This window comes from Pseudomonas sp. TJI-51, from assembly GCF_000190455.2.
GTDB lineage: Bacteria > Pseudomonadota > Gammaproteobacteria > Pseudomonadales > Pseudomonadaceae > Aquipseudomonas > Aquipseudomonas juntendi.
Genome location: NZ_AEWE02000003.1, coordinates 28,146 through 44,207, shown reverse-complemented (window position 1 = coordinate 44,207; position 16,062 = coordinate 28,146). Strand labels below are relative to the sequence as shown.

The window sequence follows — 16,062 nt, the reverse complement described above, 5'->3', positions numbered from 1 at the left end:
GCGAGTTTGCAAAGGCGCTAAGGTAGTGAGCGCGCAGGCGCCATGCAAGGTCCCAGGTCGGTTTATTTGCCGGTGGCGGGTCAAACCTCGAAGTGCCCTGCCAGGGCATCGGAAAAATGCGTGCAATTGATGCGGGCGTAACGCCGGTAATCACGGCTGACAGCGAACGCCGAGCCGGGCATCAGCAGGATCTTGTGTTGTTCCAGCTTGCGCATCAACGGCTGCAGGTCAGGCAGTTGCGGGTGGTAGACCCAGAGGAACATGCCACCCTGCGGCGCGATCTCGAACTGCCAGCCGCGCTCGAGCAGCAAACGCTGTGTCTGTACTTGCTGGCGGATCAGCCGCTGCTGCACATCTTTCATGTGCCGGGCGTAGGTGCCGTCCGACAGGATGGTGTTGACGAAACGCTCGCAAAACGCCGGCACCGCCACGCAGGTCAGCAGCTTGAGGCGGGTCAGCGGCTCGATCAGGTCTTGCGAGCAGGCGATGAAACCTACCCGTAACGACGCCGACAGGCATTTGGAAAAGCTGCCGATGTAGATGACCCGGTCCAGGTTGTCCAGTTCGGCAAACGTCTGGCGCACGGCCGGGCTGAAGTCGCCATACACGTCATCCTCCACCACGTAGAACTCGTGTTCCACGGCCAGGCGCAGCACGCTGAAGGCGTTGTGCGGGCTGATGTTGCTGCCAGTGGGGTTGTGGAAAGTGCTGTTGCAGAAAAACGCCTTGACCTTGTGCCTGGCCAGGTAGCTGCGCATTTCTTCTACGTCTGGCCCGTCCTGGGTTCGGCGGATGCCGACCACCTGGCCGCCGGCCAGTTGTATCAGCTTGATCAGGTTGCCGTTGCCCGGCTCGTCGACGAACACATGGTCACCCGGCTTGATCAGCAACCGGGCGACCAGGTCCAGGCCCTGGGTGGCGCCAAGCGTGGTCAGCAACTGGTTGGGGCGCACTTCAACCCGGGTCAGGCGTTTCATGTGCACGCACAGCTGTTTGCGCATGGGCAGGTAGCCCTGGATATCGCCGTACTCGGCCAGGGAGCTTTGCTCCAGCCGCGCCGTGCGCCGAATCGCCTTGGCCAGCAGCTCGGTGTCGCGCCACGCCGGGGGCAGCCAGCCGCTGCCAAGTTTGGTGTAGTGCTGGCCGCCCTGCAGCAGCCGGAACAGCGGGTCGCCGGCCATGCACTCGGGTTCGTGGATCACGTTCGCCTGCCGGCTGCGGTTGGCGACGAAGTAGCCGCGCCCTGGCGAGGCGGTCAGTACCCCTTCGCTGACCAGCTGGGCATAGGTCGAGACCACATTGTGGTAACTGAAATCGACCGCCGCCGTGAGCTTGCGAATGGAGGGCATGCGCTGCCCAGGCAACCATTCCCCTGCATCCAGGCGTTGCTTGAGCAATTGATGAAGGCTGCAGGTGCTCATGGCAGGTTCCCAACCGTTAGAAAAAAAAGCCTAACAGTTAACGGAAATGCTTGTCGACTGTTCGTTTGCACATGGCCATTACCTGCCACTATTCCCTCGTCGGAACTTTCGGCTGCCAGCCCTGGCAGCCCGTTTAACGTCTGTAAACACCAGACAACTGGATATAGAGCCGTGCACCCTATGGACATGCAATCAGCCGTCATTGCCAGGCTTCCTGTGCCTGAAGAACTGGAGTCATTCAACGTTGTAAAAAACCTTGTGACCTCGGCGTTACTGGAGTGCTGTTCAATTGAAGAATTCGAAGCGCTGAAACAAACCGATGTTATTGAACGGGTGGCGGAACAGGCCCATGACGACTTGTTGGCATTCGCCAGCAAAGACCCTGCCGCCGGCCGCGACCTGGTATTCATTGCCCGAACTTATACTTCCTATTCGGCGGTTTTGCATTATCGGCTTGCACACTGGGTGTACCGCCATGGCGCATCGGTATATGGCGCCGGTGGGCAGTGCCTGGCCGCCATGATCTCGCGCCGCGGCAAGATGCTGTCGGGCGCAGAGATCCACTTCCGCAGCCGTATTGGCGCGCGCTTCATCATCGACCACGGCATGGGCACCGTCATTGGTGAAACCGCGACCATCGGTGACGACTGCTACGTGCTCGGCGGCGTCACCCTGGGGGCCCGCGGCATCAGCGGCAACCCTTCCAGCCCCCGCCACCCGACGCTGGGCGACCGGGTTCAGGTCGGCGCGTTCGCCAGCGTGCTAGGGGCTATCCACATTGGTGACGGCGCCTTCATCGGGCCGGGCTGCATCGTTACCAAAGACATCCCTGCCGCCGCCCGGGTGCAGGTCAAAACATCATTGCAGGTGGTACTCGAGTCATGAATGCTCTGAATTACGAAGTTCTGCGCAATACCGAAAAACTGTATTACAAGGATCAATACCTGGCCGCTGCCAATACGCAAGTAACGCGTGTGCACAGCGACGGTATCGAGTTGCAAAGTACCGTGGCTTATCCAGAAGGCGGTGGCCAGGAAGCTGATTATGGAATCATTGAACTTCCGATCGGCAAGGTGCGTTTTGTCTGGGTCAAGAAACTCTATGGCAGCCCTATTCGCCTGGAAGGTTTCAAAGGCGGGAAACTGGGCGGCATCATCATTCACACCGTGCACCCGGACGACTTGCACTTGCTCGATGAAGTGACTGTCGATATGCCTGCCCGTGTGAGCATCGATATTCAACGGCGCGAGCGGCTAACACTCTCTCACAGTGCCAGCCACTTCCTGTATGCCGCTGCCATCGGCCTGCGTGAGGAACTGAAGCAGTGGACCATCGGCTGCCACATCAAGGAGGACACGGCTCGGTTCGACTTTCTGGTCGAGGACGCCTTCACCGCTGAGGAGGTGATCGAGATAGAACGGCGCGCCAACGAACTGATCGGTGGCGACGCGCCCATCGAGCATTACGCCGTCGAGGGGCTGGAAGACGCACGCTTGTGGACCTACAACGGCATCGAGATTCCGTGTGGTGGCACCCACCTCGATTCGCCAAGGCGCATAGGGCGCCTGAGCGTGAAGCGCAAACGGCTGGGCAAAGGCAAGGAACGCCTGATCTGCGTGTTCCCGGATGCCGAAATCGACCTTGGCGCCTACCACGAGCATGCCTTATGAACACTACCCTGCCGCGGCGCACCTACCTGTACTTCACCGCCCAGTCGATCAACCTGACCACCGCCGTGATGTCGGTGACCATGGCGGCCATCGTTGGCGCCGCACTGGCCCCCGACGCCGCATGGTCGACGGTGCCGTATGGGTTCCAGTTCCTGTGCCTGATGCTGGCAACCTACCCGGTTTCCAGGTTGATGAGCCGTATCGGCCGCAAGAAGGCCTTCATGCTGGGGGCCATTCCGCTGGCGGTGTCTGGTGTCAGCGGCTTTCTGGCGGTGGAGCACCAGCATTTTGCCACGCTGGTACTCAGCCACTCGGCGCTGGGTGTTTACATCGCCTTCGCCAACTTCAACCGTTTTGCCGCCACCGACAACCTTTCCCAGGCCCTCAAGCCAAAAGCCCTGTCGCTGGTCGTGGCCGGGGGCGTGATTGCCGCCGTGGTGGGCCCGACGCTCACCGAGTGGCTGCGCGACGTGGGTGGCTACCCACTGTTCTCGCTGTGTTATGCCGCGTTCATCGGCCTGGCGCTGTTGTCTTTGTTGATTGCAGTGTGCCTGCCCAACGACACCGGCCTGGCCGCTGCAACCGGCAGCGCTGCCACGTCGGCCAGCAGCCGCAGCGAGCCTTTGAGCCCCAGCGTGTTGGTGGCAATGGCGGTCGCGGCGCTGGGCTACGGCATCATGAACCTGCTGATGATCCAGGCCTCGATGCACATGAAGCATATGCACGAAGACTTTACCGACGTGCGCCTGGCCATCCAGTGGCACGTGATCGCCATGTTCGCCCCGTCATTCTTCACCGGGGCGATCATCCAGCGCCTGGGCATCCGGACTACCATCTGCGCGGGCCTGGCCCTGTTGATCGGCTGCTCGGCGCTGAATATCTGGTCGCACAGCTACAGCATGATGACCGTGGCGCTGATCGCCCTGGGGCTGGGCTGGAACCTGACCTACGTCGGTGGCGGAGCCTTGTTGGCGCAGTCGCTGCAAAACAGCCCGGCAGCGATGCAGATGCAGGGCAAGAACGATCTGGGCATTGCCATCTGCGCCACCATCGGTGCGTTCAGCCCCGCGCTGCTGTTGAGCACAGTGGGCTGGGACGGCACCAACGCCATCTGCATGGCCCTGTGCATCGGCCTGCTGATCGCCACCGTTGGCCTGTTGCAGAACAAGGCCTGCCTGCAGACTTCCATGGAAGGGAGCCGAAAATGAGCGAACTCATCAACGTCAGCGAGCGCATCTACACCAAGCTGGAAATGAACAACCCCGGTGGCAGCCACAAGTACCGCGCCGCCCGGCGCATCGTTGAGCACGCCGTGCGCAACGGCGACATCATCCCAGGGGTGACCACGGTCATCGAAAAAACCGGCGGCAGTTTTGGCTTCGGCTTGCTGGCGGCATGCCACGCGTATCAGGTGGCCGTCGAGCTGGCGGTTGGGCTGAGTTTCAGCCAGACCAAACGGGACTTGCTGGAATGCTTCGGCGCCCGGCTGATTGGCAAGGAAATGCTGATGGCCGGTGCCACGCCCAAGGACGTGGTGATGCACCACCTGGAAAACCAGGCCGCGCTGGGCAAGTCATACTTCTATACCGACCAGTTCAACAACCCGGTGGGTATCGAAGCGCACCGCTACCAGACAGCCAGTGAACTGGCGCTGCAACTGACCAACGCGGGCGCCGGCAAGGACATCCTGTTCGTTGGCTGCGCGGGCACGGGCGCCAGTTTCACAGGCATTACCCTGGGGCTGAAGGATCACGGTTTCGAGGTGTCGACAGTGCTGGTCGACCCCAACGGCTGTGACTCCAAGGCTGGCGTATTCACCGATCACCGCTTCGAAGGCATGGCGGTAGGCGTCAGCCCGCCATTTCTGGACTGGTCGCTGGTGGACGAACGGGCGCAGGTGCAGCATGCCGAAATGTTGGCAGCGCAACGTTGGTTCTATATGCAAAGCGGGGTCTTCGTCGGTAACACTGCCGCCGCCTGCCTAGCGGTTGCCCAGCGCATGGCCCAGCAGCCGCGCTATGCGGGGACCACCTTGGTGACAATCGCCTATGACGCCGGCCTGTGGTACCAGGACTTGCTGGGGGCGAACCGGCGCAAGGCCGCGTAGCGCCAGGCACGGCGGGCAGTGCTGGACCGGGGGCATGGTGCGCGAAGCAGGCGCGGCGGGCCATACCCCCACAGACGCGCTAGATCAGGCGCCGTGGCACTTCTTGAATTTTTTCTCGCTGCCGCACGGGCACGGGTCGTTACGGCCAACGTCCTTCAGGGCGTTGCGTACCGGCTCCTGATGGCCGTGGTTGCAGTGTGGGCCGTGGACATGGCCGTGGTCGTGGTGATGGTCATGGTCGTGGTTGCAGTCAGGGCCATGAACGTGGGGTTGTTGGGACATTGCAGGGTTACTCCGGGATGTGATCGCCGGGGATTATCTCACCACTGCGCGATAAGTGCAGGTCCCGGTGAATCAGCAGGCCAGTGGCCAGGTCGCCCTGCAGGGTGTAATGCAGCGGCTGCCCACTTTTCAGCAGCTTGGCCAGTGGCTTGAGTTGCCGCCAGAGGTTGGTGCGTGCGGTGATCTTGAAGGTTCGCCGGTCGTGGCCGCCTACGCTGCGCCACAGGCTGGTTTCATCCTGCACCAGCAGCAGGTCATTGAGCCGCACGGCATAGGCCAGGCTGCGAATGAACAGACGGCTGTCGTTGGGGTTGATGACCTCCAGGTGCAGTACGAATTCCTGCTGCAGCAACCTGGCCTTGACCGTTTCGACCTCGACCAGGTGCACTTCAGGCGGGCGCCAGTCGTCTGCGCTCCAACTGGCGCAGCCCGTCAGCAATGCCAGCAGCGAACCGAGCAGCAGCAGACGGGCGCGTTCGATCATGCTCGGTTCCCCATGTAACTGGCGCAGCATTTCTTGAACTTCTGCCCGCTGGCGCATGGGCAAGGGTCATTGCGCCCGGCCTTCAACGCGACCGTGGGGTCTATGAAGTACCAGCGCCCGGCGTGCTGGACGAATGCCGAGCACTCGCGGTGCTGGTGGTCGCCGTCCGGGTCGTGCCAGCGTGCGGTGAACGTGACAAAGGCATGCTCGGGCTGGCCGCCCAGCACTTGGGCGCTTTCCACTTCCAGCCCCAGCCAGGTGCTCTGGGCGCTCCAGGCGGCCATGCCGGCGCGGTCCAGCTGGGCCTGTTGGGCTGGCAGGGTGGTGGCGACCAGGTAGTCGACCAGGCCCAGCACGTAGGCACTGTAGCGTGAGCGCATCAGCGTCTGGGCGTCGGGTGCGGGGGTACCGGCATGGTAATGCCCACAGCAGGCATCAAGCAGGTTGCCACTGCCACAAGGGCAGACCGAGACACTCATCATCACCACCAGTACTTGCCAAAGTTTTCCGGGTTGGCCCAGAACTGAGTGGGGTATGGCGGCAGGCCAAGCGTAGCGGGCTTCATAGAGGACCTCAAGGAATTTGGTGACAAAGCTGGTGACAGTGTTGGTGACAGACAGCGAGACCGCAAGGGCGAATTAACTGGGGTCCTTAACGCGCCCACGGGCACCCATGCGAGGGCCTACGGGGGAGCCAGCGCGGGAAGTCTTGTAATGGTGACCTTTCAGATTTTTCTGTCAGATTCTCAAGAGGGTCTATGCGACCACAACCAGAACCCCAGTTGAACGGCCAGACAGACCCAATAGAGGGCCTGTAGGTGGTCCATGGGGTTCTCCTTGAAGGGTTAGAGTGACTTGTGAAAGCGAACGTCTGTGAGTTCTTGTTGCAGGGCTACCTCAAGGAGGCGCTCATAGGTATGCGGCCAACTCCCTTGAGATTGGTCATTAGAAGCGCCTGATTGAAGCAAGGCATAGCATAGCGCCGCATGTGGTGTCAGAGACTCGACAGGCACCTTAGTGACTACCCGTTTGCCCTTGTAGGTGTAGCACAGTGTGACACTCATCGCGGGACCTTTTTGTGGGCAACTTAGCTATTGAGCATAGCCCGTCACGCTTCGTTTGAGGAAGTATCAATCAACGACCTCAGCGGGCCTTGAGACGCCTTGCAGCGGCCTTGATGTCCCTCATTGCGATTCGATAGTTGTCCTTCTCTCGTTCGAGCAGGTGAACCACAGCAGCCTGTATCGACACACGTTCAAACCCTGAGCCTTCCAGTTCAAGCCAGCGCTTGACGATCATGTTGGACAGCTTGAAGGAATACCGGGAGAGCAGCGTAAAGGTCAGCTCTTTGTCGAAAATGGTCAGCGGTAATAACTTGCTTTGACTGGACTGGTAGCTGGCCTCGACCCATTGAGGTGCCCCCAGATTTGGGGTCTCCCTTTCCAGCTCGTTGAGCATCTTTCGGATGTCTCTGAGTACATGGTCATGGCGCTTACCGGTGATCTCAGCGATCTCCAAGGACGACATACCGGGTAAGCCGTTGAGAGTCGTTGAGGATACCGCTCCGGCCTTGGAGATGTTCTCGAAGATGGTTGCTGTATTGGTGGTCATGGTCATAGTCTGTTTTCCTCTTGTTTGCTCCCTCAAGTTCGCTCCCACCGGCAGCCGAAAGACCCGACCAAGGGTTCTGCCGGTGGCATGAAGGAACAAACAGAAAGACTTTCGGTTAGATAGATGCCCAGCGACGGGCGATGGTGCGGATAGGTGAAGCTGTGCCCTGCCGGTCCCTCTTTAGGTCCGGCCTTACGGGGCTATCAGGGTTTCCCTTAGATCAGCTCAGGGCAATGCGAGTGACCAGCGGGAACGGCACTTGAACGGTCTGAAGACGATCCTCGGTCAGAGCTACCTTGACCATGCCATTGGCGATGATGTCCACCACAGCCATGATCTCAAGGTCCCAGCCTTGGGCGCTCGGGTTGCGGGTCGCTTCGATGCGCCAAACGTTGCCGTCTTGACGCTCACGGTAGCTCAGTGAGGTGAACAGCTTGGGCAACATGAAGATGCCATGGTCGTTGCCGGTGTACGCCTGAACGCCTGCGCCAATGAGTTCCTCAATGGAGCCCAGACCAGCACGTTGAGCAGCACGCTCAAGGACAGCCACCAGCGACACAGGCAGCAGGACCACGAAGTCAGCGAGAGAGTTGCCCACGGTCTGGTTGATGTTCAGGGTCAGGATGTCGATAAGGTCCTCAGCGATCTCGACAGGCTTACCCGTGGGCTTGGCCTCGGATACGCTCTCGGTGCTTGGAGCGGTCGCCAAGATGGCAGCGACCTTACCGGCTGCGCTGTGCTCGATGTCACGAAGCATCTTGTCGGCGGTTTGCTCCATGGACTGGACGGTAAAGCCTGCCTGAATGTTGTGGTCGAGGATGGTAGCGCGGTGGCTGATGACCAATGCTGTGTCAGTGGCCTCGGTGAAGATCACAGAACCGGCCAGGACTTCGCCTTTCTCAACGGTCTGATTATCCCAGTTCTTGCGAGGGTCGAAGGTGACGGTGCGGTCAGCCATGGTGATGATTTGTTGCCCAGTGGCCTCAGAGCCAGCCGGACGGAACTCGCAAGGAGTTGCCTCCATGGCAGCCTCTCGCCACTCATCGCCGTTCAAATAGTCCTCAGCGGCCTCCACGAGGGCCTCCACATAGACGGACACATCGGTGGCCGCTTGGGTCTCTGGTCGGACATCGGCAGTATTGAATCGGATCGACCCGGTGTTTCCATCGACAATGGCGGTGGTGTAGGTCGAAGGTTTGGTGTACTGGAATGGCTTGGTCATGATGGTCTCCTGAATTATGAATGAAGTGGTTGTGTGTCGAGGTACTGTTACCAGCCACCGCTGTTGCTACGGGAAGCGGCACGGATGCGAGCACCATGCTCACGAATGGCAGCGGCTCGGGCCTCCCGATCAGCCTTCGCTTGGGCGATCTCACGGGGCGACCATTCACGGCACCGCTCAGCATGGGCATTGGCCTCAGCCTGCAAGCGAGCACGTTCTTGGGCCTTCTGGCATTGGTCTTGGCGGTACTCTCGAACGACATCGGGAATCGCTTGGAGCGACAGACCAGCCTCATCGAACACCTTAACGATCTCGAATTGCTGGCCCTTAACGGTCCCGCATTGGGCGACCAGCATGGGCAGCATGATGTTCTCGACGTACTCACGGCTCAGGGTCTGGCCCGACACGGTGACTTCGTTCTTCAGGACTTTGGTGATAGTGATTTGCATGGGATGGGTTCTCCTGTGAGGTGACCCATTCGCTCAGCCTTGGTGCCATAGACGCGCACGACAAGACGGCAAGGAGTGAGCCGCGTGGGCACCTTCCAAGGCTGACGGATGAGTTCTTGATTTGAGGTTTGGGAATTGGTGATGCTGGTCGATCAGGACATGGCGGGCCTGAAGGGCATCGGTATTGCGAAGGGTCAACCGTGGCAACGGCTGTGCAGCAATGGCAGAGAGAAATTATTTTGTTGTTGGTCTTCCTGTCTTACCCATAGTGAGGGTTTTTAACGACAGCCTTGACGGACATCTTTAAGTTGTGAGTGAGATTCCTTCAAAGCCACTCAATGGAATCCTCAAGTGAGTCGAGGCGATGGCTTGAAGACACAGCCCTTGTTCAAGTAGTTGGTTCAAGCGGTCGAGAGTCTTTTGGGGACACTTAGCGAGGACCCGTTGGGCCACACCGTCCATATCGAAGGTGACCTGTCCAGCCTTGTAGGTCCTGAAGTTGGAGCGATGGTCACTAAGGGCACGACGCAACTCGATGAGCTGGGTTCGAGCTGGTCGAGGGAATACAGTAGACAAGACTGACATATCTTGTTCGGTGAGGCGTGAGTTAGCTGGGCAGACAATGCTGGTCATGTTGGAAGGTCTCCTTTGAGATGGTCTTAAAGATGCCCTTTGAGATGAGGGGAGTTGTAATTAACAACCCCTCTCCCTCTGGGTCTGGTCGTCGATGAGCTGGTCGATGTTTTGACCTGAAGATGGTCGTTGAGATTTTCTTTATATTATCCGGCGTTAAGTCGCTAAGCCCCGGAATAGAGCCTCTGTGCCTACCTCAGCCACAATCTCAGCCTTGATGTCTGGGTGCCTCTCCACATACGAAGCGATCCCATGGGCAGCGTGCCGGGCAGCCTTGGCGATTCGCTGGGCGGTTCTCAAGGAATACTCATTGGTCTTGCAGGCGTCCGCTGTGATCTCCGAAAGGAACAACGCACCGATGACCGCTCGGGCCTTGACGTTGATCTTCCCGTTGGTGACTCCTGCACTGGTGATGATCGACCCAGTAACGATGTCGTCTACCCATGGCAGCGGATCGGGAATCGCAAGGAGGTGCATGTAGGCTGCGACAGGGTTAGCGAAGGTGGCCTTTGGGCGTCCACGGCCTCGCTTAGGCTCATCGCTTAGGGGCTCGTGGGGTTGCCCTTGGGTCTCGCTGGTCAGGCCCTTGGCGGCTTTCTGGTGGTCCTCAAAGAGGGACTCATCGGCACGGCGCTCAGCCGCCCATGCCTGATACTGGGCCTCAAGGGTTGCCGGTCGAACCATGTCTTTGAGGCTGAGGACCTCGCCTGTGATCGGGTCAAGATGAAGGATGGTGCCTGTTTCGTGATCGACGTGGCGGTGAAGTGGTCCGGGTTGGGTGAGCAGGGTCATGGTAGTGGTCCTCAAATGGCCGCTGCGAACGTGCAGCCATAGTGAGGGTTTTTAACGACACCAAACAACCGCGCCGGGAGGTGCTCCTACCCTGAGAGGATTATTCAGAATCGCGGATGGTCTCCACCCGGTAGTGTCTTTAGATAACTGACGAATTTTTCAATCGCGCTAACCACACAGGGCTTCTCGTTGCTGTGAATCCAATTGTAAAATTCTAAAGCCTTTTCGTTGTTGGTCCCTATTATCTCTCTAAGTAATTGCTCTCCTTCAATGATGGACAAAGGGCGCTTTTGCCTGTCCCATATATGAGCTGCGTATTTGCCCCTGAAGTCAGGTATCTTTCGAGATCGAATCTCTTGAGCGTATTCGTAGATAGGTTTTGTCTCGTCAGGGTTTAAGCTGTTTAAGAACTGGCTATACTCAATCCGGATTTCTCTAAATTTAAAAAGTGATAAAATTAGAGAGTGATTACAGACGCGAAGACGTCCCATCGCTTTGTCTTGGCTTATGCGGTGATTGACAAAGTTGTTTATTGTTTCTCGCCCTATATCTGCGGCTGCAACCAGATCAACCATTTGGTCAATAAATAGCCACTTGACTTCATTTGTTTTTTTCACTGCGTCCATGTTTATCCCACCTCCGGCTCAATGGTCCTTTCGATTAAAGTCAGAATAGTCAATAAGTGCTTTCGTCAGAGCCTCATGGAGTGTCCTCACAGGAACCCTCTGAGACCCCGCGTAGAGGTCGTAAGTGATGTTCCCTGAGCTGTGCCCGGTGATGCTCTGAGCGATGACCTCAGGGGTTGCAGCGGCCTTCAGCAGACCTGACAGGGAATGCCTCAGCGAGTGGAACGACTGGTCACTGCCTGCCTTCAATCCCAGCGGCTCACGTAGGGCCTCATTGAGCGGCTTGTTGAAATAGTGAGCCTTCGCTTTGAACAGCTTGCCGGGTTCCGATGCGACCCACTCAAGGAAGGTCTTGAGGGAGAACCCATAGGCCCCATCGACCAGAGGGACTTGCCGGATGGAGAAGTCATTCTTCAGGGTCTTTCCCTTCTCGTCCTTGTTGATGTCGATGACGGTGATCCCGTCCAATTGCTTTATGTCGTCCTGAGTCAGTTGGTACAGCTCACCAATACGGGCACCTGTGAGGACACCCAGAGACAGCGCCCAGCGCTTCCAGTCAGTTGCAGGCAAGGCGTTGGCATGGTCCATGATGGTTGCCACCTCATCACGAGAGAAGGGCCTACGCTCACTGTCAGCCCCTTTCTCGATCTTCAGGCCCTTGTCATAGGAGCGCTCAAGGAAGCCATTGTTTACGGCCCAATCCATGACAGTGGATAGCTGGGTCAATAGCTTGTTGACTGTCAGGACCTTGCGACCATCCATCACACGCTCTTTGAGCGCCACCATGTCAGCCCTTGTGTGGGTCTTGATGTCGAGGTCCCCGAGAAACCCCGAGAGAGTCCTACAGTTCGATTGAATGGCTTTCAGGGTTGAGCCTTCCACGTTGCCTTGGCGTTCCTTAATGAACAGCTCAGAGAGGCCCTCGAAGGTAATCGGGTCTGTCGAGGACGCATTTACAGATAGGGATACGGAAGGGGCTACAGACGTGCTACAAGACAGCTCCCCAATGATCTCTGTGAGTTCCTGAGGACGACCCTCAAGACGCTCCTGAGCAGCCCTGAGAACCCGCTGGCCTGTGCCAATGGCTCGCTGCTGGCTCCCAGTGAACCGACCAAGCGAGGCAGCCTCAGCGAGGTGGTTGCTCATCTGGTCATAGATTTCCATGTAGAGGCCCCGTGAGTCCTCGCTATGGCCCTGTAGGGCGTCCTCAGCGATCTCCTTGAGGCGCTCCTTGAGGTCCTCCCACGAAGCCTCAGGGCGGTCGAGGTGGAAGACAGCCAGTGTCTTGAGGATGTCCTTGGAGAACTGCATAGCGGTTGGCCTATCGGTGGAACGGAGAGAGATGGCGAGACTACGGGTTGAGCATCCCCGAGGGCGAACCCTCAGGTAGTAGATTCCTGACCTTCTGTAGTGCCAGACCGAAAGGGCCTGAGATGGTCGTTGGTGACAAGGCTGGTTACAGGCTGGTGACAGTTGGCCCTGCTCGGGCATAGCAATGCTGGTGGTCATGGTGAGGTAAGCCCTTGATATTCATGGGTTTACCACCAGTACTTCCCAAACATTTCCGGGTTGGCCCAGAACCTGGCGTTGAGCCAGTCCGGGACCTGCTTGTAATCATGCAGATCATAGGTGAACAGGCTCAACACCTGCTCATCGCGGCAGAATTTCTCGCTGGCTGACAATGCCAGGGCGAAAAAGTCGGTGTCCTGCCAGCTGCACGCCGCCAGGTCGGCCAGCACGGCAACCCGGCTGGCATTGAGGTTGCGAATGCCGCCCAGCAACTCCAGGCCGGTTCGCTTGGGCAGGTGTTCCAGGCAGTCCACCAGCAACGCCAGGTCGAAACGCTGGGCTGCCAGTTCGGCAGGCAGTGGCCCTGGCGCAGCGGTAGCGATGGTCACCTGCGGGTGCGCTTGGGCAAAGGCGTCCAGCGCCGGGAAGCGGGTGCCCACCAACAGCAGGCGTTGCGGGGTGAAGCGTTCGAGCAGGGCCGCCAGGGCCTGCTGCGGGGTACGTTGGGAAAAACCTGCGGTCATTGCCAATCCTCGTTCAAGTCGTCCAAGACTAGCCGGCTGCAGCGTGCGGGCATAGAGGCATGTGACCGCGTCGTGGCTAATTGCTGGCAGCATTGGAATGCGCGGTCTTTACTCCCAGAGATCGGCCTTATGCCGATTCCCCCTAGGAGAAGCAATGAAATGAGCATAGTACGCACAGCGTTACCCCTGGTACTGCTCACCAGTGTGTTGACTGGTTGTGCAGGTTTGCAAAAAACCGACTGGCCTAAATGTGCCGCCGTCGGGGGTGTCGGTGGCGCCGCGCTGGGCGCTATCGAAAGTTCCAGCTGGGCTGGCTGGGGCGCGTTGCTGGGCGGCGGCCTGGCGGCAGGTTATTGCTGGGCCCATGGTGATGGCGACGAAGATGGCGATGGCGTGCCGGACAGCCGCGACAAGTGCCCGGGCACCCCACGGGGTGTGCAGGTCGATGCCAACGGCTGCCCGCCAGCTGCGCCGGCGGTGGTCGAGGAAGTGGTGGTGGTGGAGAAGGAAGAAGTCATCGTCATTCGTGATGTGCACTTCGAATTCGACTCTGCACGCCTGACTGCCACTGACAAGGAGCGCCTCAACACGATTGCCACGCGGCTGAAACAGGAAGCGCCCTCTGCCCGCCTGAGTGTCAGCGGCCATACCGACAGTGTCGGCTCCGACAGCTACAACCAGAAACTGTCCGAGCGCCGTGCCCACTCGGTGACCGACTACCTGGTGCAGAGCGGTGTACCGCGCAGCAGCTTCGTGTCGGTGGTGGGGGCCGGTGAAACCCAGCCGGTGGCCGACAATGCCACGGCCGAAGGGCGTGCCATGAACCGCCGTACCGAGATCAAGATCCAGCGCTAGTTCGGCGTGCGCCCGTGCCTTGCGCAGTGGCACGGGCGCTTTCTCAGCGCCGCCGACAATGAAACCGAGGAAAGGCGCGCGCGCAACCGACGGGTGGAACTGCACCTCAGCTGACGGGTGCTGGCGCCTGCCTTGGCATTGCAGTTAATGTGGAGCGCACGGCCGGCGCGAACGGGCCGGCACGCCATAACAACAATCAATGGGGGCGGGGTTATGAAGTTCATCCTGGGCCTGGGCAAGGTCCTGACAGTCGCATTCTGGGGCGTGGTGTTGTTCAACCAGTTGCTGCCCCAGCCGTTGCCTTTCAATCTGCTGATCAATGCCCTAGGCATCGTTGTGCTCAGCCTGCATCTGCTGGAAATTCTGTTCTTCAATGGCAGCTTGCGCGGGCGCAGCCACCGTTGGTTCGATCGCCTGCAAATTCTGTTGACGGGGATATTCCACGTCATGTCCATTCCCCGTGCGCAGGAGGCGCTGCGAAATGCGTAATCTGATACTGCTTGCCCTGTTGGCTGCCCCCTTTGCCCACGCCGAAAGCCTGGAGGTTGCTGCCAATTCCATGCTGCGCCTGCCGAGCAAGTCGGCCAGCGTACACCTTGAGCATTTGCGTGTTGCCGATGCTGCCACCCTGATGCTGCCTGCGTCGCTGGCGCAATTGAAGGTCGACCAGTTGGAGCTGGGGCGTGATGCGCGGATTGTCGTGGCCCCTGGCGAGCAGCCGTTGCTGATCGACGTGCGTAGCGCGCGCCTGGGCGAGGGCAGCGAGTTGAGTGCCACCGGCGCTGCGGGCAGCTACCAGCGGGCAGCCCGCCCCGGGCGTAGCCTGGACCTGGTATTGGCGGAGCTGGATGCCCAGCAGCTGGTCATCGACGCCCGGGGCGGCGCCGGTGCACCGGGCTACGCTGGGCTCGACGGCGGCAATGGCCAGGCCGGCGGCTGCACCTGGGGCCAGGCCAGCCGCGGGGCCAATGGCGATGATGGCGGCAACGGCCATGATGGTGCAGCAGGTGGGCGCATACGCCTGAGCTTGCCGCAAGGCTTTGCCCAGGAGCACATCGTGGTGCGCCTCGATGGCGGGGCGCCGGGCAAGCCCGGTGAGCCTGGCAAGGCCGGCAAAGGTGGGGCGAGCAAGGGTTGCCTGGTGTACCGCACCGATGCCGGTGCCAATGGCCGACCGGGGCAGCCTGGCCAGCCGGGCTTGGCGGGGGCGGCGGGCGAGCTGATCCTGCAGCGCCTCTGAACCGTGTGCAGGGGCCTGGGTGCGGCGTTGTCGCCATGGGCCCCACCCACCGGCCGCGCAGGCAGCCCGCCAGGCGAAGGGCTGCCTGCGATCAGATCACCAGCCGCGAACTGGCCACCGCGACCACGGCCAGCCCCAGCAACAGGTTGATGCCCACCATTCGCCGAATGCGGGCCAGCACCGCCGCACCCGTGGGCCAGTCCTGCGCCTGTACCGCCGCTTTCAACTCTGGCAACAGCAAGGCCTGGATGCGCATGAACAAGGCGAACATGGCGATCCCGCCGCCGACCATCACGTGAACGTACTTCGGCGCAGTCTCGAACCCGCTGAAGCGCAGGTGCAACATGCCGATACCACTTATCGCCAAGATCGCCACCGCCAGCCAGACCCAGACGAAGAAGCGTCGGAAAACTTCCACCCACAAGCGCAGGCGCGCAGGCCCCTCAAGGGCTGTAACCGTGGCGGGGCGCAGCACCAGCCAGGCGAAGAACATGCCGCCAACCCATACCAGGGCGGCCAGAACATGCAGTGTGTAGGGCAGGGTAAAGGCGAGCATCTGGATCTCCATGCGGCACGATAGGCAATAGCGGGGTATGATAGCCGCCCCATGCGAAACACTGAAAATATATCCAGCCCTA

19 protein-coding genes are annotated in these 16,062 nt (G+C 59.7%); 7 read left to right on the top strand and 12 right to left on the bottom strand.

Going from position 1 to position 16,062, the window contains the following annotated elements; genetic code table 11:
• Positions 1 to 80: 80 nt before the first annotated feature.
• Entirely contained in the window at positions 81 to 1,421 is a 1,341-nt protein-coding gene (locus tag G1E_RS00700; protein ID WP_009684583.1) for a PLP-dependent aminotransferase family protein, read from the bottom strand.
• Between the two features lie 180 nt (positions 1,422 to 1,601).
• Between G1E_RS00700 and G1E_RS00695 the strand changes: the two genes are divergently transcribed.
• Genes G1E_RS00695 through G1E_RS00680 form a run of 4 tightly spaced genes read left to right on the top strand, consistent with a single transcriptional unit; the run spans position 1,602 to position 5,198 of the window.
• Complete coding sequence (locus tag G1E_RS00695) at positions 1,602 to 2,306, top strand: serine O-acetyltransferase (RefSeq protein WP_009684584.1); 705 nt, start codon at positions 1,602 to 1,604, stop codon at positions 2,304 to 2,306.
• Positions 2,303 to 3,091 (top strand): alanyl-tRNA editing protein, encoded by a 789-nt coding sequence (locus tag G1E_RS00690; RefSeq protein WP_029886592.1) that lies wholly within the window; start codon positions 2,303 to 2,305, stop codon positions 3,089 to 3,091. Before G1E_RS00695 ends, G1E_RS00690 begins: the two co-directional genes overlap by 4 nt.
• Entirely contained in the window at positions 3,088 to 4,299 is a 1,212-nt protein-coding gene (locus tag G1E_RS00685; RefSeq protein WP_009684587.1) for an MFS transporter, read from the top strand. Before G1E_RS00690 ends, G1E_RS00685 begins: the two co-directional genes overlap by 4 nt.
• Positions 4,296 to 5,198, top strand: a complete 903-nt coding sequence (locus G1E_RS00680) for a pyridoxal-phosphate dependent enzyme (RefSeq protein WP_029886591.1) — start codon at positions 4,296 to 4,298, stop codon at positions 5,196 to 5,198. Before G1E_RS00685 ends, G1E_RS00680 begins: the two co-directional genes overlap by 4 nt.
• Positions 5,199 to 5,282: 84 nt before the next feature.
• Here the strand turns inward: G1E_RS00680 and G1E_RS00675 are convergent, their stop codons facing one another.
• From G1E_RS00675 to G1E_RS00625, 10 genes are all read right to left on the bottom strand, one after another.
• On the bottom strand, positions 5,283 to 5,480 hold the full coding sequence (locus G1E_RS00675; RefSeq protein ID WP_009684590.1) for an SEC-C metal-binding domain-containing protein: 198 nt from the start codon (positions 5,478 to 5,480) through the stop codon (positions 5,283 to 5,285).
• Between the two features lie 7 nt (positions 5,481 to 5,487).
• Complete coding sequence (locus G1E_RS00670) at positions 5,488 to 5,964, bottom strand: LEA type 2 family protein (protein ID WP_009684591.1); 477 nt, start codon at positions 5,962 to 5,964, stop codon at positions 5,488 to 5,490.
• Entirely contained in the window at positions 5,961 to 6,443 is a 483-nt protein-coding gene (locus tag G1E_RS00665; RefSeq protein ID WP_009684592.1) for a YchJ family protein, read from the bottom strand. Before G1E_RS00665 ends, G1E_RS00670 begins: the two co-directional genes overlap by 4 nt.
• Positions 6,444 to 7,106: 663 nt before the next feature.
• Complete coding sequence (locus G1E_RS00660; protein WP_009684593.1) at positions 7,107 to 7,580, bottom strand: Rha family transcriptional regulator; 474 nt, start codon at positions 7,578 to 7,580, stop codon at positions 7,107 to 7,109.
• Between the two features lie 214 nt (positions 7,581 to 7,794).
• A complete protein-coding gene (locus tag G1E_RS00655; RefSeq protein ID WP_009684594.1) occupies positions 7,795 to 8,796 on the bottom strand; it encodes a hypothetical protein in 1,002 nt (333 codons plus the stop codon).
• A 47-nt stretch (positions 8,797 to 8,843) separates the two neighbouring features.
• Positions 8,844 to 9,245 (bottom strand): hypothetical protein, encoded by a 402-nt coding sequence (locus G1E_RS00650; RefSeq protein WP_009684595.1) that lies wholly within the window; start codon positions 9,243 to 9,245, stop codon positions 8,844 to 8,846.
• A gap of 789 nt (positions 9,246 to 10,034) precedes the next feature.
• Positions 10,035 to 10,670: a hypothetical protein gene (locus G1E_RS00640; protein ID WP_009684597.1), complete on the bottom strand. Its 636-nt coding sequence runs from the start codon at positions 10,668 to 10,670 to the stop codon at positions 10,035 to 10,037.
• Positions 10,671 to 10,774: 104 nt separating this feature from the next.
• On the bottom strand, positions 10,775 to 11,296 hold the full coding sequence (locus G1E_RS00635; protein ID WP_009684598.1) for a hypothetical protein: 522 nt from the start codon (positions 11,294 to 11,296) through the stop codon (positions 10,775 to 10,777).
• 18 nt (positions 11,297 to 11,314) lie between these two features.
• Positions 11,315 to 12,607 carry a site-specific integrase gene (locus tag G1E_RS00630; protein WP_009684599.1) on the bottom strand — a complete coding sequence of 431 codons (1,293 nt, stop codon included), beginning with the start codon at positions 12,605 to 12,607 and terminating at the stop codon, positions 11,315 to 11,317.
• Positions 12,608 to 12,834: 227 nt separating this feature from the next.
• Positions 12,835 to 13,329: a DUF6231 family protein gene (locus G1E_RS00625; protein ID WP_009684600.1), complete on the bottom strand. Its 495-nt coding sequence runs from the start codon at positions 13,327 to 13,329 to the stop codon at positions 12,835 to 12,837.
• A gap of 159 nt (positions 13,330 to 13,488) precedes the next feature.
• Here G1E_RS00625 and G1E_RS00620 point away from each other — a divergent pair, with 159 nt between their 5' ends.
• From G1E_RS00620 to G1E_RS00610, 3 genes are all read left to right on the top strand, one after another.
• Positions 13,489 to 14,184 (top strand): OmpA family protein, encoded by a 696-nt coding sequence (locus G1E_RS00620; RefSeq protein WP_009684601.1) that lies wholly within the window; start codon positions 13,489 to 13,491, stop codon positions 14,182 to 14,184.
• A gap of 213 nt (positions 14,185 to 14,397) precedes the next feature.
• Complete coding sequence (locus tag G1E_RS00615) at positions 14,398 to 14,673, top strand: DUF1145 domain-containing protein (protein WP_009684602.1); 276 nt, start codon at positions 14,398 to 14,400, stop codon at positions 14,671 to 14,673.
• Complete coding sequence (locus G1E_RS00610; RefSeq protein WP_009684603.1) at positions 14,666 to 15,424, top strand: collagen-like protein; 759 nt, start codon at positions 14,666 to 14,668, stop codon at positions 15,422 to 15,424. The genes G1E_RS00615 and G1E_RS00610 overlap by 8 nt, the downstream gene beginning before the upstream one ends.
• A gap of 91 nt (positions 15,425 to 15,515) precedes the next feature.
• Here the strand turns inward: G1E_RS00610 and G1E_RS00605 are convergent, their stop codons facing one another.
• The gene (locus G1E_RS00605) at positions 15,516 to 15,980 is read right to left on the bottom strand and encodes a CopD family protein (protein WP_047149546.1); all 465 of its coding nucleotides are present in this window, start codon (positions 15,978 to 15,980) and stop codon (positions 15,516 to 15,518) included.
• Between the last annotated feature and the right edge of the window lie 82 nt (positions 15,981 to 16,062).

What these genes read in the sequence shown, in the direction of transcription:
- G1E_RS00635 (WP_009684598.1), bottom strand. Translation starts at nt 11,296, where the DNA reads ATGGACGCAGTGAAAAAAACAAATGAAGTCAAGTGGCTATTTATTGAC.
- G1E_RS00660 (WP_009684593.1), bottom strand. Translation starts at nt 7,580, where the DNA reads ATGACCATGACCACCAATACAGCAACCATCTTCGAGAACATCTCCAAG.
- G1E_RS00665 (WP_009684592.1), bottom strand. Translation starts at nt 6,443, where the DNA reads ATGAGTGTCTCGGTCTGCCCTTGTGGCAGTGGCAACCTGCTTGATGCC.
- G1E_RS00605 (WP_047149546.1), bottom strand. Translation starts at nt 15,980, where the DNA reads ATGCTCGCCTTTACCCTGCCCTACACACTGCATGTTCTGGCCGCCCTG.
- G1E_RS00690 (WP_029886592.1), top strand. Translation starts at nt 2,303, where the DNA reads ATGAATGCTCTGAATTACGAAGTTCTGCGCAATACCGAAAAACTGTAT.
- G1E_RS00620 (WP_009684601.1), top strand. Translation starts at nt 13,489, where the DNA reads ATGAGCATAGTACGCACAGCGTTACCCCTGGTACTGCTCACCAGTGTG.
- G1E_RS00650 (WP_009684595.1), bottom strand. Translation starts at nt 9,245, where the DNA reads ATGCAAATCACTATCACCAAAGTCCTGAAGAACGAAGTCACCGTGTCG.
- G1E_RS00680 (WP_029886591.1), top strand. Translation starts at nt 4,296, where the DNA reads ATGAGCGAACTCATCAACGTCAGCGAGCGCATCTACACCAAGCTGGAA.
- G1E_RS00670 (WP_009684591.1), bottom strand. Translation starts at nt 5,964, where the DNA reads ATGATCGAACGCGCCCGTCTGCTGCTGCTCGGTTCGCTGCTGGCATTG.
- G1E_RS00630 (WP_009684599.1), bottom strand. Translation starts at nt 12,607, where the DNA reads ATGCAGTTCTCCAAGGACATCCTCAAGACACTGGCTGTCTTCCACCTC.
- G1E_RS00695 (WP_009684584.1), top strand. Translation starts at nt 1,602, where the DNA reads ATGGACATGCAATCAGCCGTCATTGCCAGGCTTCCTGTGCCTGAAGAA.
- G1E_RS00625 (WP_009684600.1), bottom strand. Translation starts at nt 13,329, where the DNA reads ATGACCGCAGGTTTTTCCCAACGTACCCCGCAGCAGGCCCTGGCGGCC.
- G1E_RS00610 (WP_009684603.1), top strand. Translation starts at nt 14,666, where the DNA reads ATGCGTAATCTGATACTGCTTGCCCTGTTGGCTGCCCCCTTTGCCCAC.
- G1E_RS00615 (WP_009684602.1), top strand. Translation starts at nt 14,398, where the DNA reads ATGAAGTTCATCCTGGGCCTGGGCAAGGTCCTGACAGTCGCATTCTGG.
- G1E_RS00640 (WP_009684597.1), bottom strand. Translation starts at nt 10,670, where the DNA reads ATGACCCTGCTCACCCAACCCGGACCACTTCACCGCCACGTCGATCAC.
- G1E_RS00700 (WP_009684583.1), bottom strand. Translation starts at nt 1,421, where the DNA reads ATGAGCACCTGCAGCCTTCATCAATTGCTCAAGCAACGCCTGGATGCA.
- G1E_RS00675 (WP_009684590.1), bottom strand. Translation starts at nt 5,480, where the DNA reads ATGTCCCAACAACCCCACGTTCATGGCCCTGACTGCAACCACGACCAT.
- G1E_RS00655 (WP_009684594.1), bottom strand. Translation starts at nt 8,796, where the DNA reads ATGACCAAGCCATTCCAGTACACCAAACCTTCGACCTACACCACCGCC.
- G1E_RS00685 (WP_009684587.1), top strand. Translation starts at nt 3,088, where the DNA reads ATGAACACTACCCTGCCGCGGCGCACCTACCTGTACTTCACCGCCCAG.